At 46.2% G+C, this 6,000-nt stretch carries 3 protein-coding genes and 8 tRNA genes; 10 read left to right on the top strand and 1 reads right to left on the bottom strand.

The annotated features are described in order from the left end of the window. Window positions 1-228: 228 nt before the first annotated feature. The 8 genes from AB4Z50_RS31585 (at window position 229) to AB4Z50_RS31550 (ending at window position 1,056) form a co-directional block, all read left to right on the top strand. A tRNA-Asn gene (locus tag AB4Z50_RS31585) sits at window positions 229-304 on the top strand. 4 nt (window positions 305-308) lie between these two features. Beyond that, window positions 309-384, top strand: a tRNA-Thr gene (locus AB4Z50_RS31580). 40 nt (window positions 385-424) lie between these two features. Further along, a tRNA-Glu gene (locus AB4Z50_RS31575) sits at window positions 425-499 on the top strand. Between the two features lie 31 nt (window positions 500-530). After that, window positions 531-606 (top strand) — tRNA-Val (locus AB4Z50_RS31570). Window positions 607-615: 9 nt separating this feature from the next. Further along, window positions 616-690, top strand: a tRNA-Gln gene (locus tag AB4Z50_RS31565). Window positions 691-700: 10 nt separating this feature from the next. Continuing rightward, window positions 701-776: transfer RNA gene (locus AB4Z50_RS31560), tRNA-Lys, on the top strand. 17 nt (window positions 777-793) lie between these two features. Continuing rightward, window positions 794-876: transfer RNA gene (locus AB4Z50_RS31555), tRNA-Leu, on the top strand. A 97-nt stretch (window positions 877-973) separates the two neighbouring features. After that, window positions 974-1,056, top strand: a tRNA-Leu gene (locus AB4Z50_RS31550). Window positions 1,057-1,174: 118 nt separating this feature from the next. On the opposite strand, the gene AB4Z50_RS31545 is transcribed toward AB4Z50_RS31550, so the two are convergent. Then, window positions 1,175-1,678, bottom strand: coding sequence for a GNAT family N-acetyltransferase (locus AB4Z50_RS31545; protein WP_441885575.1), 504 nt, complete (start codon window positions 1,676-1,678; stop codon window positions 1,175-1,177). Between the two features lie 362 nt (window positions 1,679-2,040). Between AB4Z50_RS31545 and AB4Z50_RS31540 the strand changes: the two genes are divergently transcribed. Together AB4Z50_RS31540 and AB4Z50_RS31535 are read left to right on the top strand one after the other, a co-directional pair. Next, window positions 2,041-4,500 carry a phosphodiester glycosidase family protein gene (locus tag AB4Z50_RS31540; protein ID WP_441885573.1) on the top strand — a complete coding sequence of 820 codons (2,460 nt, stop codon included), beginning with the start codon at window positions 2,041-2,043 and terminating at the stop codon, window positions 4,498-4,500. A 239-nt stretch (window positions 4,501-4,739) separates the two neighbouring features. Next, window positions 4,740-5,597 (top strand): ABC transporter ATP-binding protein, encoded by an 858-nt coding sequence (locus tag AB4Z50_RS31535; RefSeq protein WP_076271911.1) that lies wholly within the window; start codon window positions 4,740-4,742, stop codon window positions 5,595-5,597. The last annotated feature ends 403 nt before the right edge of the window (window positions 5,598-6,000 follow it).

Genomic DNA, 6,000 nt, shown 5'->3' with positions numbered 1-6,000 from the left:
AGGTTCGGGGTGGAAGCACAGCAATGTGTGTAGCTGACGAATACTAATCGGTCGAGGGCTTATCCTAAACACGTTTACTGTGACCCATACATCCAGTAGACAGCAGCATAAAGGCTTCAGCAAGCCTAATCTTTCGTATCCAGTTTTCAAGGCGCAATACGCCTTGATATTCAACCGTGCCTATTTTGAAGTTGATGCTTTAATAACATTCAACTCAAAATACAATGTTCCCTGATAGCTCAGTTGGTAGAGCACTCGACTGTTAATCGAGTTGTCACAGGTTCGAGTCCTGTTCGGGGAGCCATTATGCTCTCATAGCTCAGTAGGTAGAGTGCATCCATGGTAAGGATGAGGTCACCGGTTCGAATCCGGTTGAGAGCTCCAGAAAACTTTCAACTGTAAGGACAAGCATAAATTTTAGCATGGCCCGTTGGTCAAGTGGTTAAGACACCTCCCTTTCACGGAGGTAACAGGGGTTCGAGTCCCCTACGGGTCACCAAATTATTTTTACAAATGGCGCCTTTATCCTTGGACGCTTAGCTCAGCTGGGAGAGCATCTGCCTTACAAGCAGAGGGTCGGCGGTTCGATCCCGTCAGCGTCCACCATATCGCTATTGGGGATTAGCCAAGCGGTAAGGCAACGGACTTTGACTCCGTCATTCTCAGGTTCGATCCCTGAATCCCCAGCCACTTATACTATGAGTCATTAGCTCAGTTGGTAGAGCACCTGACTTTTAATCAGGGTGTCGTAGGTTCGAATCCTACATGACTCACCATTTTTTATCTCACATGCGCGCGTATGGCGGAATTGGCAGACGCACTAGACTTAGGATCTAGCGGGCGACCGTGGGGGTTCAAGTCCCTCTACGCGCACCATATTTAACACCCTTCATAGGGAAGCACTCTGTATGTCAACAGAGTAATGTAGGTGGAAGCCCTGCAAAACATGGTTAAGCTTCAAAGAATCACATATGCGCGTATGGCGGAATTGGCAGACGCACTAGACTTAGGATCTAGCGGGCGACCGTGGGGGTTCAAGTCCCTCTACGCGCACCATACCATGAAGAAACCCTTGGCGAACAAGGGTTTTTTGCTGTTTATATATGTGTTTAATAATTATGTAGTAATCATCCATCATGCTTGATTTTATAACCACGCTTATCATCCACATCTATTAATCGAATAGCCCGGAATGATCATTGAAGCTGTATAGCGCTTGTTCAGCACCATATCTTTGCAACTTATGCTCTAATCGCATGCCTACCTTCTCAAGGAGCCTGCAGGAAGCAGTATTTGCTGTTTGTGTCTCAGCTATTACTTTGCCAAGCTTTAATTCATGAAGTGCGTACATTAATAATTGAACGACTACCTCGGCTGCGTAGCCGCTACCCCAGCTTTGCGGAAGAAATTCATAGCTGATTTCCTTAAACCTTCCGTCTATGTGATTATCTAAGGAAACAACCCCAATAAAATCATTGTTTTCTTTTAGTCTAACCGTCCAAATGTATGACTCCTTCGTTGATGAGCGCTCTAAAGCATCTAGAAACTTATTTAGATGATATTCCACTGGTACAGGTCCGCCTAAGTATTTTCTAACCTCATGACTCGAATATATCCTTTGCATGTATTTTAAATCTGATTGTTGTAATGGGTCCAGCTTGCATCTAGTGGTTTGCATATTGGTTATAATCCTCCTTTTATGTTTGCTTAGGATAGCTTGTTCAAAACACGATCTACCTCTACAGTAAGGTGATCCTGCTCAATCGTATGGGGTTAAAAATGTACAAGGTTAATTGTTTTGAGGATAAATAGTAAATGGAATTAGTGTTTTATATAAAGAAATAGTAATCCCATTGCTAGATTTGTAGACATGTTTTTGTGATCGTAACATAGGGAGTTACAGGATGCCAACCTATTCCTGAATAGAATTTGAGGGCTCTATTATCCATATAATCCCTTCATTTTTAGAATAAACCTGTCGATATAGTTCATTGGGACTAACTGGAATCTACACATAAGAAGGAGAAGGAGATCAGTCAGATGCAGCAAAAGATGAAAAAATGGCTTGTTAGAGTAGTAGCTATTCTGCTTATTATAGTGTTGAATGTGAGCTACACAGGAAGTGAATCATTAGGTGGTAAGGGAGCTTATAGGGGTTCCTCCGTTTCTGCGGCAGAATCGACGAATGAGACAAAAACGGTGGCTTCTAATGCGAAGGGTTCTGCTGCCAGCAAAGCAGAAATCGAGTACTGGCGATACAAAGCAGAAGGTACTCTATATCCTCCGATTGTTATGCCGAGTGGAAAGCTGCTGGTAGTAACGAATAATGGATGGTTATCCTTATTAGATAATGGCGGAAAAGAATTAAAAAGAATAAACACATATTCGAAACTATCCGCCCCAGCCGTAAATGGAAAAGGACAAATATTTACTGCAGGAACTGGTGCTAGGCTTTATCAATATGATGAAGGCGGCAATGGCGGTCAGAAAGGTATTTATTATTTTAAAGGGAAAAAGGAACAATTAGAGCCATCTGGCATGGTGACGGATGGGGAAGGTACTCCTTATTTTGCATATCAGCATGCTGTTTTATCGCTGAGCAGTGTGGGAGAGCAGCAGGCTGCTCTACTGCCAGAGGGAGTCTCGGTTAAGGAACTGGCCGCAGGTAAGCGCGGCGTCTATGTACTGGGCAGCAATGGCGTGTTGTATGCCGTGCGCGGCAATGCAGTTGTATGGGAAGCGTCGCTTGAGCAGACGCTGCTTGGGGCGAAGCTGATCGCAGGCGATGTGAGCGGCGGCGTGATGCTGCTTGCGGGCAAAGCTATCGCTGCGTATGAAGAGGACGGCAAAGTCCGCTTCACTCGCGAGCTTGCAGCAGCGCCCGCAGGCGGTTGGACGTCTCCGGTGCTTGTGCCCGGAGACAAAGGTACTGTCGTTGCCGCGGAGCGCAGCGGCAACGGCATAGCTGCGTTCCGCCTCGCAGACGGGGCGGAACTATGGCGCATTAGCGCCAGCGGGGCGGGAGGCTTTGGCCCCGCGGCGCTTGCGCCGGATCTTGGCGCCGGCACGGTGCTGGCCGGCGGCCGTTCCGGCGCTGTGTACGCGATCGACGGCTCTGCCGGGTCGATCTTGTACACCTACGGCGGTCACACCGCGGTTCCCGCGAGCGGTGTGGCGCCGCAGGGCAGCGGACGCTTCGTATATGCGTCCGCTAGTACATTAATCGCAGCGGGGCCAGTTCGCACCGTTGCGATCACCTATGCAGCAGCGGCGGCGGTTAAGCTGCCGCTGGATACACGGCTCCTGCTCACGGACAAGCTGAAGCTGTCCGATCCAGTCGCTGTCAGCTATCGCTCCGACAATCCAGCGATCGTTCGCATCAATGAGAAAAGCGTGGTAACCCCGGTTACAGCTGGATCAGCTAATCTTTATGTCGATGTTACAGCTAGCGGCTACAAAGGCCAGCTGAAGCTTCCTATTCAGGTTACAGCCTCTACCTTGAACCTAAAGGTGAAGCATGAATCCAAGAAGGTTGTTGCAGCAGGCCAGTCGTTTACGGTTCAAACTGTTACCATTCCAAAGGGAATGCCCGTTACTGCAGGCCTGGCAAGCCGTAAGATAGGCGTCGTTCAGTCGCTTCAATCGATTGCTAAAGATTACCGTGCAGACGCAGCGATTAACGGAACCTATTTTGAGGCTTATGGCGGCATTCCGGAGCCATATGGAACGGTAATTGTAGACGGCAATGTGGAGCATATAGGCAATACAGGGACAGCGATTGGTTTTACATGGGACGGGAATGTAGTTATGGATACGCTGCGCGTCAAAATTTTAGGTGGAACAGACGGTTCTTTTAAGTCGCCTAACAACTGGTATGCGTATTTTATTAATCGAACACCTGCAGCAGGCGCATCGTCAGCCATTATGTTCACGCCAAAGCGTGGTACTAAGCTTGGATTTGCACAAGGCACTTCAGTAACGGTCAGTAAGGGTGTCGTGACCAAAATAAGCAAAAAAGAGAATGTCAGCATTCCAGCAGATGGATATGTTCTCGTTTATACAGGTTCTGAGGAGAAGCTAGCCTCACGCTTTAAGGTAGGTACGAAGGTTGATTATAAGATCGAAATGACCAACCTCTCGAAAAGTCCGATTGCATGGTCTCGCGTTCATACCGCCATTGGTGCAGGACCTAGGCTTGTGAAGGATGGGAAACCGGCAGTTAATCCAGCTGGGGAAGGGTTTAGCAGCTCCAAAATATTGACCGATGCTGCTGGCAGAAGCGGCATTCTTGTCAAAAAGGACGGGACTGTTGTCATAGCTACCGTCTCCAAAGCAACGATAAAACAGTGGAGTCAAATCATGATTCAGCTTGGCGCTGAGCAGGCGATGAATTTGGACGGAGGAGCATCCTCTGGCATGTACGCGCAAGGAAAACTCATTACTACGCCTGGAAGGCTAATAAGCAATGGTCTCGTATTTGGCACGAAGCTAAAGTGGTAACGTTAGTAAAATGATAAAAGCTAGCCGTCCCAACCTGTTGGGCGGCTTTTCTATTTAAATGGGGCTCTATTTTTATCGATATGAATAAATGCTATTTATATTATCATTGACTTTTTTTATGAGAAACATTATCATTAAAAGATAAATGATAATCGTTATCAATATTCGTTACTTATTGAAATATAAATATAAAATGAGAAGGTGTCTGCCTCAGGCAGCGGAAGGAGCGTGCATGTTCAATGATTCGTTTAACGACCTCTAGTCTTGATATTGCTTATGATGATCGTCTAATCGTTGAGAATTTAAACATTGCTATACCTCAAGGGAAGATCACGGCGCTAGTAGGAGCTAACGGCTCTGGTAAATCAACGATTTTGAAAACAATGGCCCGTATTATGAATCCCTCGAAGGGCAGTGTACTTCTGGACGGTAAGTCCATCCATAAGCAATCGACGAAGGAAGTAGCGAAGCAATTGGCAATTTTGCCGCAAAATCCAACCGCTCCGGACGGACTCACAGTAGCTGAGCTTGTCTCTTATGGTCGTTTTCCATACCAGAAGGGCTTCGGATCGATGACTAAGGATGACCGCAGTATCGTGCAGTGGGCAATCGAAGCGACAGGTATGACTGATTTTGCCGATCGTCCGGTAGATCATCTATCGGGCGGACAACGTCAGCGTGCATGGATTGCAATGTCTCTTGCGCAGGAAACTGATATTTTATTCCTTGACGAGCCTACAACTTTCCTAGATATGGCGCATCAGCTTGAGGTTCTTCACTTGCTTCAAAAGCTAAACGCAGCTAATAATCGCACAGTAGTCATGGTCGTTCATGATTTGAACCACGCGACACGTTACGCTCATCATATGATTGCAATTAAAACGGGTGTCGTTGTAGGCGAAGGTACGCCTGCAGAAGTTATGACACCGGATATTATGCGCGAAGTGTTTAACATTGAGGCAGATATTGTGCCTGATCCGCGTACAGGCGTTCCTCTTTGCTTACCTTATGCACTAGCCGGGCAGCCTGCTGCTGATAAAGTGGCATTGATTAACCGTGCACAGTCAGAGAGACCATTGGCTGCTGCTGGAGCATAGTAACTAATATTAATGCCGTAAACCGCGTTTCCTTTGGAAATGCGGTTTTTTGTTCTTTTAGATAAGCCATGTGTAGTATATTGAGCTTAGAAGCGAGTGGGAGGGAAGTGAACCAATTATATTCGTTATTTATAAAATGTTATCCATTAGAGCTGAACAATCGGAAGGAGTAAACGGAGTAAGATACAACGTCATTTAGGCTGATTTTTATGATTGGATTTATGAAGTCTAAAAGCACATACTTCCGCGCCATATAAGGCTTTTCAGCCATTTTAGAACAATGTATTTTAAGGGGATTAAAATAATTTAAAACTTTTTTTAAAAAACAGTTGCTTTTTGTTTTCAGGGGTGATATATTATTACTTGTCGCCGCGATGATAAACGAAACGAACGGCTGACAGAA

The organism is Paenibacillus sp. 2TAB26 (assembly GCF_052115145.1).
Lineage (GTDB): Bacteria > Bacillota > Bacilli > Paenibacillales > Paenibacillaceae > Pristimantibacillus.
This window is presented reverse-complemented; position numbering and strand designations above follow the sequence as displayed.

What these genes read in the sequence shown, in the direction of transcription:
- AB4Z50_RS31535 (WP_076271911.1), top strand. Translation starts at nt 4,740, where the DNA reads ATGATTCGTTTAACGACCTCTAGTCTTGATATTGCTTATGATGATCGT.
- AB4Z50_RS31540 (WP_441885573.1), top strand. Translation starts at nt 2,041, where the DNA reads ATGCAGCAAAAGATGAAAAAATGGCTTGTTAGAGTAGTAGCTATTCTG.
- AB4Z50_RS31545 (WP_441885575.1), bottom strand. Translation starts at nt 1,678, where the DNA reads ATGCAAACCACTAGATGCAAGCTGGACCCATTACAACAATCAGATTTA.